Origin of the sequence: Kitasatospora sp. NPDC058444, assembly GCF_042721415.1 — a bacterium.
GTDB lineage: Bacteria > Actinomycetota > Actinomycetes > Streptomycetales > Streptomycetaceae > Kitasatospora.
Genome location: NZ_JBHXLL010000033.1, coordinates 52,250 through 68,442, shown reverse-complemented (window position 1 = coordinate 68,442; position 16,193 = coordinate 52,250). Strand labels below are relative to the sequence as shown.

The 16,193-nt window shown below is 71.9% G+C and carries 13 protein-coding genes and 1 pseudogene; 7 read left to right on the top strand and 7 right to left on the bottom strand.

Annotated elements, in window-relative coordinates; genetic code table 11:
• The first annotated feature begins 26 nt into the window (after positions 1-26).
• Both ACFWP2_RS28325 and ACFWP2_RS28320 read left to right on the top strand, forming a co-directional pair.
• A complete protein-coding gene (locus ACFWP2_RS28325; protein WP_380456511.1) occupies positions 27-626 on the top strand; it encodes a ScbR family autoregulator-binding transcription factor in 600 nt (199 codons plus the stop codon).
• A complete protein-coding gene (locus tag ACFWP2_RS28320; RefSeq protein ID WP_380456509.1) occupies positions 617-778 on the top strand; it encodes an NAD-dependent epimerase/dehydratase family protein in 162 nt (53 codons plus the stop codon). The genes ACFWP2_RS28325 and ACFWP2_RS28320 overlap by 10 nt, the downstream gene beginning before the upstream one ends.
• A gap of 28 nt (positions 779-806) precedes the next feature.
• Here the strand turns inward: ACFWP2_RS28320 and ACFWP2_RS28315 are convergent, their stop codons facing one another.
• Positions 807-3,185, bottom strand: a complete 2,379-nt coding sequence (locus ACFWP2_RS28315) for an FtsX-like permease family protein (protein WP_380456507.1) — start codon at positions 3,183-3,185, stop codon at positions 807-809.
• On the bottom strand, positions 3,185-3,961 hold the full coding sequence (locus ACFWP2_RS28310; RefSeq protein ID WP_380456505.1) for an ABC transporter ATP-binding protein: 777 nt from the start codon (positions 3,959-3,961) through the stop codon (positions 3,185-3,187). The genes ACFWP2_RS28315 and ACFWP2_RS28310 overlap by 1 nt, the downstream gene beginning before the upstream one ends.
• A gap of 100 nt (positions 3,962-4,061) precedes the next feature.
• Between ACFWP2_RS28310 and ACFWP2_RS28305 the strand changes: the two genes are divergently transcribed.
• Complete coding sequence (locus ACFWP2_RS28305; protein ID WP_380456503.1) at positions 4,062-5,282, top strand: sensor histidine kinase; 1,221 nt, start codon at positions 4,062-4,064, stop codon at positions 5,280-5,282.
• Positions 5,267-5,914: a response regulator gene (locus ACFWP2_RS28300; protein WP_380456501.1), complete on the top strand. Its 648-nt coding sequence runs from the start codon at positions 5,267-5,269 to the stop codon at positions 5,912-5,914. The genes ACFWP2_RS28305 and ACFWP2_RS28300 overlap by 16 nt, the downstream gene beginning before the upstream one ends.
• A 130-nt stretch (positions 5,915-6,044) precedes the next feature.
• On the opposite strand, the gene ACFWP2_RS28295 is transcribed toward ACFWP2_RS28300, so the two are convergent.
• Positions 6,045-6,719: a TetR/AcrR family transcriptional regulator gene (locus tag ACFWP2_RS28295; protein WP_380456499.1), complete on the bottom strand. Its 675-nt coding sequence runs from the start codon at positions 6,717-6,719 to the stop codon at positions 6,045-6,047.
• A gap of 255 nt (positions 6,720-6,974) precedes the next feature.
• On the opposite strand from ACFWP2_RS28295, the gene ACFWP2_RS28290 reads away from it, so the two are divergent.
• Positions 6,975-9,116, top strand: coding sequence for an MMPL family transporter (locus ACFWP2_RS28290; RefSeq protein ID WP_380456497.1), 2,142 nt, complete (start codon positions 6,975-6,977; stop codon positions 9,114-9,116).
• A 178-nt stretch (positions 9,117-9,294) separates the two neighbouring features.
• Here the strand turns inward: ACFWP2_RS28290 and ACFWP2_RS28285 are convergent.
• Positions 9,295-9,417, bottom strand: a pseudogene (locus ACFWP2_RS28285) (family 1 glycosylhydrolase); the annotation flags it as partial.
• 173 nt (positions 9,418-9,590) lie between these two features.
• On the opposite strand from ACFWP2_RS28285, the gene ACFWP2_RS28280 reads away from it, so the two are divergent.
• Positions 9,591-10,430 carry an MFS transporter gene (locus ACFWP2_RS28280; protein WP_380456495.1) on the top strand — a complete coding sequence of 280 codons (840 nt, stop codon included), beginning with the start codon at positions 9,591-9,593 and terminating at the stop codon, positions 10,428-10,430.
• A 179-nt stretch (positions 10,431-10,609) separates the two neighbouring features.
• Here the strand turns inward: ACFWP2_RS28280 and ACFWP2_RS28275 are convergent, their stop codons facing one another.
• The gene (locus tag ACFWP2_RS28275) at positions 10,610-13,090 is read right to left on the bottom strand and encodes an FHA domain-containing protein (RefSeq protein WP_380456493.1); all 2,481 of its coding nucleotides are present in this window, start codon (positions 13,088-13,090) and stop codon (positions 10,610-10,612) included.
• Positions 13,091-13,544: 454 nt separating this feature from the next.
• Positions 13,545-14,888, bottom strand: coding sequence for a GH1 family beta-glucosidase (locus tag ACFWP2_RS28270; protein WP_380456491.1), 1,344 nt, complete (start codon positions 14,886-14,888; stop codon positions 13,545-13,547).
• Positions 14,889-15,108: 220 nt separating this feature from the next.
• On the opposite strand from ACFWP2_RS28270, the gene ACFWP2_RS28265 reads away from it, so the two are divergent.
• The gene (locus ACFWP2_RS28265; protein WP_380456489.1) at positions 15,109-15,693 is read left to right on the top strand and encodes an NADPH-dependent FMN reductase; all 585 of its coding nucleotides are present in this window, start codon (positions 15,109-15,111) and stop codon (positions 15,691-15,693) included.
• Positions 15,694-15,739: 46 nt separating this feature from the next.
• Here the strand turns inward: ACFWP2_RS28265 and soxR are convergent, their stop codons facing one another.
• Positions 15,740-16,192, bottom strand: coding sequence for a redox-sensitive transcriptional activator SoxR (gene soxR / locus ACFWP2_RS28260; protein WP_380456558.1), 453 nt, complete (start codon positions 16,190-16,192; stop codon positions 15,740-15,742).
• Position 16,193: the final 1 nt, after the last annotated feature.

Genomic DNA, 16,193 nt, shown 5'->3' with positions numbered 1-16,193 from the left:
CGAGTGGACACAAACACGAACAAGCCTTGCGGACACGGGCCGCGCTGCTGTGCGCCGCGGCCGAGGTGTTCGATCAGGTCGGCTACCACGGCGCGGGGATCAACCGCATCCTGGCGAAGGCCGGCCTGACCTCCGGGGCGATGTACTTCCACTTCAAGTCCAAGGAGGACCTCGCCCGGGCCGTCATGCTGGAGCAGGCGAGCGACCTGCGACTGCCCGAGGAACCGCAGGGGCTGCAGCAGCTCGTGGACGTCACGCTGACCCTCGCCATCGAGCTGCAGAGCAACACGCTGCTGCGGGCCGGGGTGCGTCTGGCGGTCGACCAGGGCGGCCCCGCCCAGAACGACGACTCGGCGTACGGCTGGTGGGCACAGCGCTTCCGCGGCGAACTGGACGTGGCCCGCGAACGGGGTGAACTGCGCGAGGACGTCGACGGGGCCGAGTTCGCCGAGGTCCTGGTGGCCGCGTTCACCGGCACCCAGCTGAAGTCGCAGATCTCGGCGGGCTGGTCCGACCTCCCCGAACGCATCGTCTCCCTGTGGCGCTACCTGCTGCCCGGCGTCGCCTCCGCCGACGCGCTGCCGCACATCCGCGTCACCCCGGAGCGGGGACGGCCATGGATGTGACACCGCGCCGGGTGGTGCTGACCGGTGCCACCGGATTCATCGGCTCGCACGTGGCCGCCCTGCTGCTGCGCGACCCCGCCTGGCAGGTGCGCGTCGTCGGTCGCCGGGCCTCGACCCGTCGAACAGACTGTCATTCTGTCGGCCGGCCCTGAAGAGCTCCCCCGATCTCCGATCAAGCTCTCAGATCACCGCGCGGCGCACGGTCTCCCAGGTGACCACCACGCTCGCGGTGATCGCCAGGGCCAGTGATCCGAGGATCACCGCGGCCAGCGTGGAGAGGCTCAGGTTCAGCCCGACGTCCGCCTTGGTGACCTGGGAGAGCCCGGAGGCCATCCCGGCCAGCGGCGGCAGCGTCACCAGGACGCCGAGCACCGCGCCGACGCCGACCACCAGGGAGGTCTCCCCGACGGCGAACGCCAGCAGCTGTTTGATCGTGCCGCCGGCGGACTTCATCACCGCGAAGTCGCGGCGCCGGCCGTGTGCGGCCATCGCCATGCTGTTGGCGACGGCGATCACGCTGTAGCCGACCACGATGACGATCAGCATCGCGGCAAGGCTGTTCGTCAGCCGGGCGTCGGTGTTGTAGTCGTCCAGGGCGTACTGGACGGCGTCGTGCACGGCGGTCCCGGGGATCGCGACCGGCTCCACCTGCTCGGGGACGAAGACGTCGTCGTTGAATGCGGCCGGATCGTGTTCGCGGACCAGGCTCCGGGCCATCACGAAGTCACCGCGCGCGGGGTCGTCCGGCAGGACCTGGGCGATGCGCAGTCGCACGGTGGCGCCGTCGGCGAAGCGCACCGGGTACTGGTCCCCGGCCTTGACGCCCAGCCAGGTCGCGATGGACTCGCCGAGCACCACCTGGCCGGGCCGGTCCCAGTTCGGTTCGCGTGAGCCCAGCGCGTCGATCACCACGGTGGAGCCGTCGGCCTTGTGCACGAACGCACGGGTCGGAAGGGAGGCCTTGCCCACCGGGTTGGCGGCGACCACCTCGTCGGTGTTGCCGGGGGTGCCGTCGTTGGTGACGATCACCTGGCCCGCGAGCTTCAGGGCGTCGCCGGCCGGGTAGGCCACCCGCATCGTCTCGACCATGCCGCTGAGCAGGACGGCGAACCCCACGGCGGCGATCACCGGCGCCGCCATGGACGCGGCGCGACGCGAACTCGCCGTCAACTCGGCCCGGATGAGCATCGGACCGGCCGAACTCGACCGTCCGAAGGGGCTGGTCACCGCCCGGCCCACCGGCCCGACGAAGACCGGTGCGAGCAGTGCGGCCGCCACGATCAGCACCATGGTCGCGGCGATCGCCATGTTGACCCGGTTGTCCGCGGCCGCGGTGGCGGTCATCACCGCGAACACCAGCCCGAGGCCGAGTACCACCAGACCGGAGACCAACCGAGCTCGGCTCATCGACCGGTTGCCGGAGCGGCTCTCCAGCAGCGCCTCCAGCGGGGCCACCCTGGCGGCCGACCGGCTCGCGGCCCACGCACCGATCACGCTGACGCCGACGCCGATCGCGGTGGCCGTGAGCAGCGGCCACGCCGCCACCCGCACCGCCAGGTCCGGCGGGGCGACGTCCAGCCGCAGCAGGATGTCGCGCAGCAGCGGCGCGGCCGCGACACCGGCCAGGCAGCCGGCCACCGATCCGAGCAGGCCGACGGCGGCCGCCTCGCCGAGGACCATCCGACGCACCTGGCTGGGGCTGGCGCCGATCATCCGCAGCAGGCCGATCTCGCGGCGGCGGAGCCCGGTCGCCAGGACCAGCATGGAGGCGACCACGAACGCCGTGGTGAACAGGCCCAGGGTCGCCATCGCGGCGATCAGCTGGGTGCCGAGGAAACGCTTGTGGTCGAGGTGCTGGGGCTGGATCGTGGAGCGCCCGTCGCCGGAGACCACGCTGCCCTGGTCCCCGACGGCGGAGCGGGCCGCCGCGGTCAGCTCGCCGGTCGACGCCCCGGGGGCGGCCAGCAGGGCGATCACTCCCACCCCTGGCTCGCGCTGGGCGGCGGCCTCGTCGCTGAAGTAGAAGCCGGGGCCGTCGACCGTGCCGACGACCGTGAAGTCGCTGCGTCCGGCGGTGAGGTTCACGGTCAGCTTCCGGCCGGCCGCGACACCCAGCGCCTGGCCGACCACCACTTCGTCGTCGGCGTTCGGGGCCCGGCCGGAGACCAGCTCGTACGGGGCGAGCCTGGTGCTGGAGAAGCCGTGGCCGGCGTCCGCGGCGCCGTCGTCGCGGACCGGTGCGCCTTCCCGGAAGGCCTGGGCGTAGAAGGTGCGGTCGACCACGACGGAGCCCACACCGGGCACCGCGCGCAGCTTGCCGACGAGCGCGTCCGCTTCGGCCTTGCCCCACGGGATCCGGTCCTTGGGGCTGCCGTTGCGGTCGGTGGCCTGCGGCGGGAGCGCCAGGGCGGCGGCGGCCTCCAGCCGGGGCAGGACGGTCGGCTTGGCCGAGTCGTAGATGACCAGGGTGGTCGAGATCAGCGCGACGCCGACCAGGACCGCCACGAACGAGGCGAGGAAACTCGTCCAGCGCTCGCGTACGTTGGCGATGACCAGCATCAGGACTCCAGCCGGGTCATGTGGGCCGAAATGGCGGCGGCGTTGCGGGTGGTGGACTCGGGGCTCAGGGTCACCCGGTCGGCGATCCGGCCGTCCTTGAGGAAGACGACGGTGTCGGCGATCGCGGCGGCGACCGGGTCGTGCGTGACCATGATCGTGGTCTGCGCCTCCTGATCGACCAACTGGCGCAGCAGACGCAGCACTTCGCGCGAGGTCTTGGTGTCCAGCGCGCCAGTGGGCTCGTCCGCGAAGAGCACGTCGGGGCGGGTGACCAGGGCCCGGGCTAGGGCGACACGCTGTTGCTGGCCGCCGGAAAGCTGGCTCGGGCGGTGCCCGGCCCGGTCGGCCAGACCGACCGCGCGCAGTGCCGCGGCGACCTGGTCGCGGCTGACCTTGCGGCCGGCGAAACGGGACGGCAGCTCGACGTTCTGCGCGGCGGTCAGCGACTCGACCAGGTTGAAGGCCTGGAAGACGAACCCGATGTGGTCGCGCCTCAACTTGGTGCGCTCGCGCTCGGTCTGCGCACCGATGTCCACTCCCGCCACCATCACCCGTCCATCCGTCGGCTGGTCCAAGCCGGCGGCGCACTGGAGCAGGGTGGACTTTCCGGAACCGGACGGTCCCATGATCGCGGTGAGGGTTCCGCGCGGAAAGCCGAGCGATACACCGTCCAATGCGGTCACGGCCCGCTCGCCCGAGCCATAGACCTTGCGAACGGTATAGAGCTGGACCGCATCCGACGCGGGTGCCTGCTTCGTAGTCGTCACGCAGAGCATTCCAGCGAATCAGCGGACCACCAGCATTGACCTGGGCTCTACTCCAAAGGTATTGCCGGCACTACCGTTCCGCGCGCGCCCCCGGGCTATGGTGCTTGGCATGCGTCCCAAGACGGCCTGGCAGGCGATGGCCCAACGTCCGTTGAGCTTCCTCACCTCCGGTTGGCCGTGGCGCTCGGTGGCCTACCTGGCGAGCGGAGTACTGGTCGGCGCAGCCGCGGTGGCGGTGCTGGTGGCCGGCCTGGTGGTCGGTCTGGTGCTGCTGGTGGTCCTGATCGGGGCGGCCCCGCTGGTGGGCGTCGTCCTCTCCTCGGTGACCGTGGCGACCGTCGAGCGGCGCCGGCTACGACTGGTCGACCTCGACGACACCCCGAACCCGCACCGGAAGCCGAATGGTCCGGGACTGCGCGCCTGGATCGCCACCCGGTTGAAGGAGCAGGTGACCTGGCGCGAACTGGGCTTCACACTGGTGTCAGCCGCCGCGCTGTGGTGGCTGGACCTGCTGGTGCTGTTCTTCTCCTTCGGGATGCCGGCGCTCTGCTTCGAGGCGGTCGACGGCGATACGTGGCCATGGGCCGTCTTCGGGGCCTTCGTGCTGCTGGCCTCGCCGTACACGGTGACCTCCTGGGCCGGCGCCCGCGCCGCGCTCGCCCGCACCATGCTCGCCCCGCGCGACGGGGAGCTCGGCAGCGCCCTGCAGGAGGTGCACGCGTCCCGGGTGCGGTTGATGGACGCCTTCGACGCCGAGCGGGTGCGGATCGAGCGGGATCTGCACGACGGCGCGCAGCAGCGGCTCATCTCCCTGGGGATGACGCTCGGACTGATGCACCTGGACATCCCACCGGGATCGCCGCTGAGCGCGCAGCTGGCCGAAGCCCAGGAGCAACTGTCCGCCGCACACCAGGAGTTGCGCAGCCTGGTACGTGGGCTACATCCCCCGGTGCTGGCGGACCACGGGCTGGCCGCCGCGGTGCGGGAGCAGGCCAGCCGGTTCCCCCTGCCGGTCGAGGTGGACCTGAACCTGCCGGGGCGGCTGCCCCGACACGTGGAGATCAACGTCTACTACCTGATCAGCGAGGCCATGACGAACATCGCCCGTCACAGCGGCGCCGCGAGCGCGAAGGTGTCCGGCCGTTACCACGCCGACCTTCTCGTCCTGGAGATCTCGGACGACGGTCACGGCGGAGCGGCCCCCGCCCTGGGCAGCGGCCTGACCGGACTCGCCGACCGCCTCACCGCGGTCGACGGGCGTATGCGCGTGTCGAGCCCGACGGATGGCCCGACCCTCTTGCACGTGGAGATCCCATGCCACTTCGGGTGATCGTCGCCGAGGACGCCGTGCTGCTCCGGGAGGGCCTGGTCGGCCTGCTGCAGCGCTTCGGGCACCAGACCCTCGCGGCTGTGGGCGATGCGGATTCCCTGGTCGAGGCCGTCCGCGCCGAACGGCCGGACCTGATCGTCACGGACGTCCGGATGCCCCCGTCGAACAGCGACGACGGGCTGCGCGCAGCCGTCGCACTGCGCCGGGAGTACCCGCGGCTGCCGGTGGTGGTGCTGAGCCAGTACGTCGAGCAGTCGTACGCGATACGTCTACTGGACTCGGACAACGGCCACGCCGTGGGCTATCTGCTGAAGGAACGCATCGGCGCGGTCAGCGACTTCATGGCCACCTTGGACCGGGTGGCCGATGGTGGGACGGTGGTGGACCCGGAGGTGATCCACCAGCTGGTCCGTCTTCGCCAGGATCCGCTGGAACGACTGAGCGCGCGCGAGCGGGAGGTACTGAGCCTGATGGCGCAGGGTAGGTCGAACGCGAACCTGGCAGCAGAACTCTTCATCAGTGACGCCGCGATCAACAAGCACATCGGCAACATCTTCACCAAGCTCGATCTGCCGGTCGACGTCGACGGGCACCGTCGCGTCCTGGCCGTCCTGCACTTTCTACGAGCGTGATCGCACAGAAGGGCCTTCAGTTCGCTGCGTGCCGGCCACCCCGGACCGGCCGGCGCGTCGGGGGCGTAGGAGTCGCGGATGGTGCCGTCCGCTCCGCCCGAGCCATGGCTGTCTGCCGCGCGGGTTGTGGTCACCACTGGTCCGCGGCCGGCGACAGGCCTGCGGTGCGCGCGGCGACGCCCGCCTGGACTGCGAAGAGGCGGTCCCGCGCGTGCTGGTCGAGCGTGTGGAAGTGGCCGTGCGCCTCCAGGGTGACGAAGCCGTGCACGGTGGCCCAGGCCAGCATCAGGGCTTCCGTCGCGTCCGGCACCAGCGGGCTGCCGAGCCGGCCGCGTTCGGCCGTGTCGGCGACGAGTTCGGCCATGTGCTCCATCGCCCGCCGACCGGCCGCCACGGTCGGTCCGTCCGGTGGGGCCGCGTACCCGGGCACGGGGGCGCCGAAGATGAGGGCGAAGCGCTCCGGATACCGCTGCGCCCAGGTGCGGTAGCCGATGCAGGTGGCCACGAAGCGTCCGTCCAGGTCGTCCGGCGGCACGGTCCCGCGGGTCGCCGTCAACGCGTCCGACAGGCTGTCGTACGAGTCGGCGACGAGGGCGGTGAGCAGCTCGTCCCGGTCGGCGAAGTAGCGGTACAGCGCGGGCGGGGTCATCCCCATGCTGCGGGCGATGTCGGTGAAGCGGAGGTTCGCGGCGCCGCGCTCGACGATCAGGCTCAGGGCCGCGCGCTTGATCTCCTCCACCGTGTCGGCGCGCAGCCGCTCACGGCGGCTCCGCCCCCCGCTCTCGTCGGTCGACCCACCCGTCATCGCATCTCCATCCGCTCGCCGCGCCAGTCACCGCGTTGACAATCCGTACCCGTCGAGGGAAACGTTACGCTTCGTAAGGCGCGTTATGAAGCGTAACGCTTTGCCTGGGGGCGGAGCCCCTGACGACGCACGGAGGACCACATGTCCCAGGGACTGCGCGAGGATCGGCGGACAGCCGCCGGGGAGAGCGGGTCACACAGGCCCGGCCCACTCGGCCGAATAGCCGGTTGGAGCTTCCGGAACCGGGGCCGCACGGTGCTGCTCTGGCTGCTCGCCGCCGGCGCGGCCTTCGGCCTCTCGGCCGGCCTCGGCGCCAAGTACAGCGCCGACTACACCGCACCCGGCTCGGACTCCAAGCAGGCCCAGCAGCTGCTGGCACGGGACTTCCCGGGGCTGGGCGGTGAATCGATCAGCCTGGTGCTGACCTCGGACGGCAGCGTGACCGACGCCGCCACCCGCGACCGGGTCAAGGACCTGCTCGCCCGGATGGCCGAGGTGCCGCACGTCAGCGGCATCGACGACCCGTACGGCCCGCGCGGCAAGGTGGCGGCCGACGGCCGCACCGCCCTCGGGCAGATCCACCTGGACGTCGCCGTCGCCCCCGACATGCCCAAGGCGGACACCCAGCGGCTGCTCGACCTCGCCCGCCCCGTCGACGGCGGCCTGCGAGTCCACCTCGGCGGCATGACGGTCCAGCAGGCCGAGCAGGGCGCGATCGGCTCGGAGGGCATCGGCATCGCGGCCGCCGCCCTGATCCTGGTGATCACCTTCGGCTCGGTCGTGGCCGCCGGCCTGCCGCTGCTCACCGCGCTCGGCGGGCTCGCGGTCAGCAGCGCCCTGCTGCCGGTCCTCGCCGCGATCATGCCGGTCCCGGACTGGTCGACCTCGCTCGCCGCGATGCTGGGCATCGGCGTCGGCATCGACTACGCGCTGCTGCTGGTCACCCGGTTCCGCGAGTGGCGCGCCGAGGGGCTCGAACCCGAGGCCGCCACGGTCGCCGCGCTGGACACCGCGGGCCGCGCGGTCGTGGTCGCCGGAATGACCGTGGTGGTCAGCATGCTCGGGCTGTTCGCGATGGGCCTGTCGTTCATGCGCGGCGCCGCGGTCTCGGCGATCCTCTCCGTGTTCGTCGTGATCGCCGCGTCCGCCACTCTCTTCCCCGCCCTGCTCGGCTACCTCGGCCGACACATCGAGCGCCTCCGGCTGCCCCTGCCCCAGCGCCGCGCCGCCCAGGGCGAGAGCGCGGTGAGCGCCGGCTGGCTGCGCTGGAGCAGGCTCGTCGAGCGTCACCGCGTCCTCGGTGCCGTCACCGGGGTGGTCGTCCTGCTGGCCCTCGCGACGCCGTTCCTGGGCGTGCGCTTCGGCTTTCCCGACGCGGGCAACGACCCCGCCGGGCGCTCGAACCGGCTGGCGTACGACGCGGTGGCCGCCGGCTTCGGACCGGGAAGCAACGGACCGCTGGTCCTGGTCGCCGAGTTGGCGCCGGGCACCCCCAGCGACGCGACGGCCTCGCTGCCCACCGCGCTGAAGGCGGTGCCCGGCGTCACAGCCGTGACCCTTCCGGTCCCCGGCTCCGACGGCCGCTCGCTGCTGCTCACCGTCGTCCCGGACAGCGGTCCGCAGTCCAGCGCCACCAAGACCCTGGTCCGCGACCTCCGCGATCACGTCATCCCGGCTGCGGTCGGCCCCGGCGTCCGGGTACACGTCGGCGGGGCCACCGCCAGCGCGATCGACAGCACCGACAACATCGCCCGCCGCATCCCGCTGCTCGTCGGCGGCGTGGTCACGGTGTCGATGCTCCTGCTCCTGGTGGCCTTCCGCAGCCTCGCCGTCGCCCTCAAGGCCGCTGTGATGAACCTGCTCTCCGTCGGCGCCGCGTACGGCGTGGTCGCCCTCGTCCTCGAAGGGGGCACCGCCGGCCGGTTGATCGGCATCGACAGCCCCACCCCGCTGCCGGCCTTCGTCCCGGTGCTGACCTTCGCCGTCCTGTTCGGCCTCTCGATGGACTACGAGGTCTTCCTGGTGAGTCGGATGCGTGAGGCCTGGCTGCGCACCGACGACAACGCGGAGTCCATCGTCAGCGGACTGGCGGGCACCGCGCGGGTGATCACGGCGGCGGCGGCCATCATGGTCGCCGTGTTCGCGGCCTTCGTCCCGGCGCCCGACCTGCCGATCAAGGTCATCGGCGTCGGCATGGGGTCGGCCATCCTGATCGACGCCACGCTGGTCCGCCTGCTGCTGGTACCGGCCGTGATGCACCTGCTCGGCCGCGGCAACTGGTGGCTGCCCACCTGGCTGGACCGCCGCCTGCCCCACCTCCACGTCGAAGGACACACCGAGTTCTACCAGCCGGAGCCCGCCCCCGAGGCGCCCCGCTCCCCGGCGGTGGTCGGGTAGTGGCACCAGCGGACCGCGGGCGCCCCACGACGCCTGCGGTCCGCTGGTCACGGCGGAAGGCGGCGAGCGGCACCAGCGTCCAGGCGGCCTCGCCGGCCACGATGACCGCGGAGGGAAACCGCACGGGGCGGTCACCGGCGAAGGACGGGACGACGGCCGGCGCGGTCGCCCGGCCCGCTTACTCCACGAACCTCGCCCGACGGGCAGCGATCACGTCCCGGTACCAGCCGTACGAGGCTTTCGGCGTGCGCTGCCGGGTCTCGAAGTCAACGTGGACGAGACCAAAACGCTGACCGAACCCCTACGCCCGTCGAACACCATGTCACCTCATGGACTATCGGACTAGACCACTCCGGTTGCGCGTCGGCCGTCGGGCCCCGCAAGCGCCCGCGCCGGCGCGGCCGTCGGCATGCCGGCTCAGTACGCGTTCGCACGTCGAGCCTTCGACAGCGCCCCCGACGGGAGGCCGAGTCGGTGACCGTCGCGACGGCCTCCACCGGACAGGGGCTCGGCACGCGCGTCGGACCGTGCCTGTCCGGCTTCGGGCAACGGCATTGCGTACGGTCGACGGCGGCGCCGGACCCCGGAGTCCAGCTGGCCGCGTTCGCGGTCTCCAGCTCGCTGTTCGCCCTCTTCCTCTACCTGACCCTGTACCTGCAGAACTACCTGGGACTCTCGCCCTTCGCGGCGGGTGTCCGCTACCTGCCGATCACAGTGCTCAGCTTCCTGGTGGCGCCGGCGGCCGGAGTGATGCTCTCCCGGGTGCCGGCACGGCTGATGCTCTTCGTCGGTCTCGTCGCGGTCGGCGCGGGCCTGCTGCTGATGGGCGACCTCCAACCCGACGACACCTGGACCGCCCTGCTGGCCGGGTTCCTGGTCGCCGGCGCGGGCGTCGGTCTGATCAACCCGGTGATCGCCGATGTCGCGGTGAGCGTGGTGCCCAAGGAGAAGAGCGGCATGGCGGCCGGCGTCAACGACACCTTCCGGCAGGTCGGCATCGCGGTCGGCATCGCCGTCTGGGGGGCCGTCTTCGTCGCCCAGGGCTCCCACAAGGTCCACGAGCTGTCGACGGGCACGCCGCTCGCGGAAGGGTCCCGTCCACGCGAACTGGTCGAGGCCGCGTCCTCGGGCAGCCTGCCGCAGGCGCTCGCCGCGCTCCCCGAACCGGCCCGGGCGGCTGCGTCGACCGCCGCCCGGGCCGGCTTCCTCGACGGCCTCAACCTCGTGCTCCTGCTGGGCGGAGTGGTCAGCCTCGCCGGCGCGGCCCTGGCGCTCTGGCTGGTCCGGGAGAGCGAGATCGACCGCGAGGCATAGCTCCGTTCCGCGGCGTCGCGCAGCCGGCGCTCGGCTGGGCCGGGCCCGCGACGACCGGCAGCCGCGCCCCGGACGACGACCCGGCGACGACGACCTGCGCCGGCGGAACGGGTGCCGGGCAGGTCACGGCGACTCCGACGACGCAGTGCCCGGATCGGTCCGGCTGACGGGCGGGTCCGTCAGCCGGCCTTCCGGGCCCGACGCATGACCGCCGGCTCGGTCCGCCGCAGGAGCCAGTAGACCACCAGGCCGTAGGCCAGGCTGAGCACCAGCAGCATTCCGGTGCTCAGCAGCCAGGTCGCCGCGCTGTGCCGGAACAGCGGATCGGCCGCCAGGTTGTTGCCGGGCGAGATGGCGTGCAGATCGACGGTGGCGGCCATCGCCGCCATCGCCCAGCGGGACGGCACCAGCCAGGAGAGCTGTTCGAGTCCCGGCACCCCGTACAGGCGCAGCTGGGTGCCGGTGAAGACGACCTGCACGATGGCCAGCAGCACCAGCAGCGGCATGGTGGCCTCTTCCTTGCCGACCAGCGCCGAGACCAGCAGTCCCAGCATCATTCCGGCGAAGGCGAGCAGCGCCATCACGATGACGATCTCGGCGAGCGGCGGCAGGAAGACCCCGCTGCCGCCCTCGGGTCTGAGCCGCACTCCCGCCAACGCGACCATGGTGAGCACCACGGCCTGAACCACCGTGACCGTGCCGAGTACCACCACCTTCGAGCAGAGGTACGCCGATCGGGAGAGCCCGACGGCGCGCTCCCGCCGGTAGATCACCCGCTCCTTGACCAGCTCGCGGACCGCGTTGGCGGCACCGGTGAGCACCCCGCCGACGCAGAGGATCAACAGCGCACTGAACACACTGCTGTCGGTGAGCTTGCCGCCGGCCAACGCCCGGGCCAACACGCCCATCACGAACGGCAGCGCGATCATGATCACCACGAAGGTGCGGTCGGCGGCCAGTGCGGCGGTGTAGCGGCGCACCAGGGTGCCCAACTGGCGGTCCCAGCGCTGCGGCTGAGGGGGCGGCTCGGCCGGTACGGGCCCGGCACGGCGTCGCGCGGGCAGCGGGGGCCTCAGGCTGCGCTGCCCGGACGGTGCAGAGGGCACACCACTCCGCTCGGCCGGCCCCGACGGCGGCACCCCGTCCGACTCGGCCGGCCCCGACGGCGCGACCGGGGCTCGGGGCCGTTCCATGGGGTCGATGTACCGGCGGTACGCGGGCGAAGCCCGGTACTCGCCCATCCAGTCGCGGTCCTCCTGGGTCTCGAAGTTCTCGAACGCTTGCGGCCACTGCGAGCACCCGAAGTACTCCAGAGCGTCGCCGGGCGGTCCGTAGTACGCGGTGCGACCACCCGGGGCGAGCATCAGCAGACGGTCGCAGAGATCGAGGCTCAGCACGCTGTGCGTCACCACGACGACGGTGCGACCGTCGTCCGCCAGGTCCCGGAGCATCTGCATCACCGAGCGGTCCATCCCCGGGTCCAGGCCGGAGGTCGGCTCGTCGAGGAAGAGCAGCGACGGCTTGGTGAGCAGTTCCAGTGCCACACTGACCCGCTTGCGCTGGCCGCCGGAGAGGCTGGCGACCACCAGGTCGGCCCGCTTCTCCAGGCCCAGTTCGGCGATCACCTCGTCGACCCGGGCGTTCCGCTCGGCCGCCCCGGTGTCACCGGGGAAGCGCAGCTCGGCGGCGTAGCCGAGCGCACGCCGGACGGTCAGCTGGGTGTGCAGGATGTCGTCCTGCGGCACCAGGCCGATCCGGTGGCGCAGTTCGGCGTAGTCGCGGTAGAGGTCGCGACCGTCGTAACGCACCGTGCCACCGTCGGCGGGCCGCAGCCCGGTGAGCGCGTTCAGCAGGGTCGACTTGCCCGAGCCACTCGGACCGGTGACCGCCAGCAGGCAGTCCTGGCCGACCGGAAAGCTGATCCCGTCGAGCAGCCGGCCGTCGCCGACCGTGACCACCAGGTCGGCCACGTCGAGGGTGATGTCGCCGGTGTCGACGAACTCCTGGAGTTCGCCGTCGACCAGGCAGAACTCCGAGTGGCCGATGCCCAGCAGGTCGCCCGGGCCGATCACGGCCTCCACCACCGGTTGACCGTTGAGGTAGGTGCCGTTGTGGCTGTGCAGATCGGTGATCGCGTACCGGCCGTCGGCGGTGGTGTGCAGTTCGGCGTGGTGGCGGGAGACCTCCAGGTCGGCCAGGACCAGGTCGTTGTCGGGTGCGCGGCCGATCCGCAGGGTGCGGGCGATCAGCGGATGGATGCTGGTGGGCGGCCGGTACGAGCCGGTGATCGCAGTCAGCGCAGTGGGACGCGGGACGGCGGACTGCTGCGGGGGTGCCACGGTGAGCTCCACCTCCGGGCCGTCGCCGGGGCTGCCGAACCGGATGACACTGTCGGTGCCGAGGTCACCGAGATCGAGGCGCGAGATCCGGCGCCCCCCGGACCATGTGCCGTTGTCACTGTCCAGATCGTCCAGCATCCAGTGTCCGTCGCCGAGGTGCAGCACCGCGTGGTGCCAGGACACCCGGGGGTCACTGAGCGGGATCTCGCTGACCGGGTCGCGGCCGACGTGGTACGAGCGGCTCGGGGTGAGGACCCGCGAGTCGCCGGCAGTCGTCAGTACCAGGTCCGGCGCCATGGGTGCGACCTGTCGCTCTCCCATGTATTCGACCATAGCCCCTCCGGCCCGCGAAGGGCTTCCGCTGGTCGAGGGGCCCGCCGGGCGAACGTTCCCGGTCGGCGGCCGCACCGGGGTACTCCCGTCGTCGCCCGGATGAACCAGTGCGGTTCGCCGGGGGTGTCGACGGGGTGGGTCGGGGTAGCCACCGGGACTCGGACGTGTCGTTGCGGGTCATCCGGCGTCTCCACGGCGTGCGGCAAGACACGGCCGAGCAGGATGAGGCCGGCCACGGTGACGTCGTCCTGGCGTCTGGAACGGGCCGCCGGGGACCGGCCCTCCGCCCGCTCGGGCCACTGGCGAACCGCCGGTGAAGACCACCGGATCCGTCGAATCCCCTGCCATGGCCCCCTCGAGTACGCCGAGCGGCCATGAGCCTGATTCGCAAGGACCCCCGGACCTGCATCGAACCTGTCGGACGGCACACCCGATCCGGATCTCAACCACCGTGCCTGCCCGTCCGATGGGCGTCGATGAGGTCGCGGTACCAGGCGTAGGAGGCCCTGGGGGTGCGTTGCTGGGTCGCGAAGTCGACGTGGACGAGGCCGAAGCGCTGGTGGTAGCCCTCGGCCCATTCGAAGTTGTCGAGGAGGGACCAGGTGTAGTAGCCGCGGATGTCGACGCCCTCGGCGATGGCCCGGGCGAGGGCGTCGAGGTGGGTGGCCAGGTAGTCGATGCGGGGCTGGTCGGGGACGGTCTCCTCGGCGACGGAGCAGCCGTTCTCGGTGATGGTGACGGGCGGGAGCGCCTTGCCGTACGACTCCTTCAGCTGGACGAGGAGTCGGCGGAGGGCGTCGGGGACGACGGGCCAGCCGAAGGCGGTGTGGGGGACGTCGGGGATGTCGACGAGGTCGAAGGGGAGGCCGGGGTCGGTGGGGGCGGCGACGCGGGTGGGGTTGTAGAAGTTGAGGCCGAGGCCGTCCAGGCCGGGGGTGTGGATGAGGTCGAGGTCTCCGGGGTGGACGGCGCCGAAGATGTCGTCGGGGACGCCGAGGGCGGAGAGGTCGGGGTAGCGGCCGAGGAGGACGGGGTCGGTGAACAGGCGGTTGTGGAGGGCGTCGTAGGCCACGGCGGCGGCCGCGTCCTCGGCGGAGTCGGAGGCCGGCTCGACCGGGGTGAGGTTGTTGGAGAGCATCGCCTCCAGGCCCCGCTCGTGGAGGACCGAGGCGGCCAGGCCGTGGGCGAGGAGCTGGTGGTGGGCGGCCGGGAGGGCCTCGAACATCAGGGTGCGGCCGGGGGCGTGGGTGCCCAGGGCGTAGCCGAACACGGTGTGGACGAAGGGCTCGTTGAGGGTGATCCAGGCGGGGACGCGGTCGCCGAGGCGGTCGGCCATGAGGGCGGCGTACTCGGCGAAGCGGTACGCGGTGTCGCGGTTGAGCCAGCCGCCCTCGTCCTCCAGGGTCTGCGGGAGGTCCCAGTGGAAGAGGGTGGGCAGTGGGGTGATGCCCGCCTCCAGCAGCGCGTCCACCAGCCGGTCGTAGAAGGCGAGGCCGGCGGGGTTGACCGCGCCGCCGCCGGTGGGCAGGACGCGGGGCCAGGCGATGGAGAAGCGGTAGCCGTCCAGCCCGAGGCCCTTCATCAGGGCGATGTCCTCGGGGTACCGGTGGTAGTGGTCGCAGGCGACCGCGCCCGAGTGGCCGTCGCGGATGGCGCCGGGGCGGGCGCAGAAGGTGTCCCAGACGGACGGTCCGCGGCCGTCCTCGGCCACCGCGCCCTCGATCTGGTAGGCGGCGGTGGCGGCACCCCAGCGGAAGTCCACCGGCAGGTCGAAACGGTCCGGCATGGCAGCCTCCTGGCATGAATATGAGGGGTACTCATGTTAGTGCCGCGCCGCCGGAACACCAGAGGCACTCGACCGATCCGGCGCACCCGCCGCTGGGCGGCCGGCCGCTCGACCGGTCGGACCGGCCGAGGAAGCGGCTTGACTGTAACCCCGCTTCAACTTTGATCATTGGGACATCGCCCCGAACCGGGGTCGCGTCCACAGAAAGCCGAGGAACCCCATGTCCGCCCCCGCACTTCGCGTCGCCGTGATCAACAGCAGCGTCCGGGAGGGACGGTTCGGCCCGACCGTCGCCAACTGGATCACCTCGCTCGCCAAGGAGCGCGAGGACCTGCTGGTCGATCCGATCGACCTCGCCGACCACCCGCTGCCGCACGAACTGTCCTACGAACCCGGCGAGAAGGCGGCGCAGGCGCTCGCCAAGGTCACCCCGCGGCTGGCCGACGCCGAGGCCTTCCTGGTGGTCACCCCCGAGTACAACCACAGCTTCCCGGCCTCGCTCAAGACCCTGATCGACTGGCACCGGGCGGAGTGGGAGACCAAGCCGGTGGGCTTCGTGTCCTACGGCGGTCTCGGCGGCGGCCTGCGCTCGGTGGAGCAACTGCGGCAGGTCTTCGCCGAGTTGCACGCCGTCACGGTCCGCGACGTGGTCAGCTTCCACAACTGCTGGGGGCAGTTCGACGAGACCGGCGCGCTGAAGGAGCCCGCTGCCGCGACCGCCGCCGCCAAGACGCTCTTCGACCGGCTCTCCTGGTGGGGGCTCTCCCTGCGCGAGGCCCGTGAGAAGCGGCCTTACGGCAGCTGACCGGGGCCGACCCCGGTGGACAGGAGAAGGGCAGACCGGGGAAGCGCTAGGACTGGAGCCCGCCGGCGCCCGGTCCGGCTCCGCCGAGGACGTCGCACGGGTTGACCAGGGCGCAGCGTTCCAGCGAGAGGCAGCCGCAGCCGATGCAGTCGGTGAGCTTGTTCTGGATGCGCACCAACAGGTCGATGCGGCGGCCGAGTTCATGGCGCCACCGCTCGGAGACCTGGGCCCAGTCCTTCCCGGTGGGGGTGCGTGCCTCGGGCAGCAGGCCCATGGCCTCACGGATCTCCTGGAGCGGGATCCCGACGCGCTGCGAGGCCCGGATGAAGGCGACCCGACGGAGCGTGTCACGGGTGTAGCGCCGCTGGTTGCCGGTGGTGCGGCGGCTGTGGATCAGGCCCTCGCGGTCGTAGTAGCGCAGCGTGGAGGCGGGAACACCACTGCGGGCCGACAGCTCACCGACCGTCAGTTCCCTGGATCTCACCGCGCTGCCCGCCATC

What these genes read in the sequence shown, in the direction of transcription:
- ACFWP2_RS28295 (WP_380456499.1), bottom strand. Translation starts at nt 6,719, where the DNA reads ATGACGGGTGGGTCGACCGACGAGAGCGGGGGGCGGAGCCGCCGTGAG.
- ACFWP2_RS28320 (WP_380456509.1), top strand. Translation starts at nt 617, where the DNA reads ATGGATGTGACACCGCGCCGGGTGGTGCTGACCGGTGCCACCGGATTC.
- ACFWP2_RS28305 (WP_380456503.1), top strand. Translation starts at nt 4,062, where the DNA reads ATGCGTCCCAAGACGGCCTGGCAGGCGATGGCCCAACGTCCGTTGAGC.
- soxR (WP_380456558.1), bottom strand. Translation starts at nt 16,192, where the DNA reads ATGGCGGGCAGCGCGGTGAGATCCAGGGAACTGACGGTCGGTGAGCTG.
- ACFWP2_RS28315 (WP_380456507.1), bottom strand. Translation starts at nt 3,185, where the DNA reads ATGCTGGTCATCGCCAACGTACGCGAGCGCTGGACGAGTTTCCTCGCC.
- ACFWP2_RS28300 (WP_380456501.1), top strand. Translation starts at nt 5,267, where the DNA reads ATGCCACTTCGGGTGATCGTCGCCGAGGACGCCGTGCTGCTCCGGGAG.
- ACFWP2_RS28265 (WP_380456489.1), top strand. Translation starts at nt 15,109, where the DNA reads ATGTCCGCCCCCGCACTTCGCGTCGCCGTGATCAACAGCAGCGTCCGG.
- ACFWP2_RS28310 (WP_380456505.1), bottom strand. Translation starts at nt 3,961, where the DNA reads ATGCTCTGCGTGACGACTACGAAGCAGGCACCCGCGTCGGATGCGGTC.
- ACFWP2_RS28275 (WP_380456493.1), bottom strand. Translation starts at nt 13,090, where the DNA reads ATGGGAGAGCGACAGGTCGCACCCATGGCGCCGGACCTGGTACTGACG.
- ACFWP2_RS28270 (WP_380456491.1), bottom strand. Translation starts at nt 14,888, where the DNA reads ATGCCGGACCGTTTCGACCTGCCGGTGGACTTCCGCTGGGGTGCCGCC.